Source organism: Acidaminococcus sp. AM05-11, from assembly GCF_003472805.1.
Taxonomy (GTDB): Bacteria; Bacillota; Negativicutes; order Acidaminococcales; family Acidaminococcaceae; genus Acidaminococcus; species Acidaminococcus hominis.
The window spans coordinates 1-684 of record NZ_QRMX01000073.1 but is presented as its reverse complement, the minus strand read 5'-3'; the positions used below and the strand labels follow the sequence as shown (position 1 = coordinate 684).

Annotated in this window: 1 protein-coding gene; it reads left to right on the top strand. The window is 52.8% G+C overall.

All coding sequences use genetic code 11. From position 1 onward, the window contains the following. Positions 1-48: 48 nt before the first annotated feature. Positions 49-684: hypothetical protein (locus DW089_RS11265; RefSeq protein WP_147351173.1), on the top strand; the 636-nt coding region annotated here is incomplete at its 3' end.

Genomic DNA, 684 nt, shown 5'->3' with positions numbered 1-684 from the left:
CTGGAATACCAGCGACCAGACGGGACTCCTTTTTATGGAATCAGGGTGTTGGGGTCTTATGTGGAACTGAGCCGGGAAACCTGTTACCGGTTCAGCAGGGACCAGTATGAATTGGTGAACCTGGTGGAAGAAAGCAACCGGGAAAGCCAGCAGATTAAGAACAGAGGGGAACTGAGCCAGTACAATACCCTCCAACTGGCTCGAATCAAAGAGAGAGCGAAAAAAATCCACGCCACCCTGGACCGGTTCATGGAACGGCAGAAAATCGTTACAGCGGATAAACTTTCTGTGCGATTGGAAAAAAATCCGGACGGATCTTTTTCCGTACTGCCGGTGCTGCTTCGGAAAGAGGGGGATTCCTATACCCGGATGGAAGCCGATTCTCTGGAGCAGGGATTCCGGAGCAATCCGTACAATACCGGAAAAATCTATGGACCGGACAAGACCCAGTATGTTTTTACTCCGGAACAGGAAGAAGGCATCCGGCAGATGCGCCGGTGTCAGCGGCTGTCTCCGGAGGCGGCCCGACAGGTAGCAGAACACCCTCGGGAAATCTTTGGTTCAGATGCTTTCGATTTTGATCTGGGAGTCTATGGGGACCGGGTGGTCTCCATTGGAGAATTTCTGGCTCCAGATTTGCCTTTTTCCCTGAGTTCCGGGCGGAACTGGCTGCCTCCGGAAGGA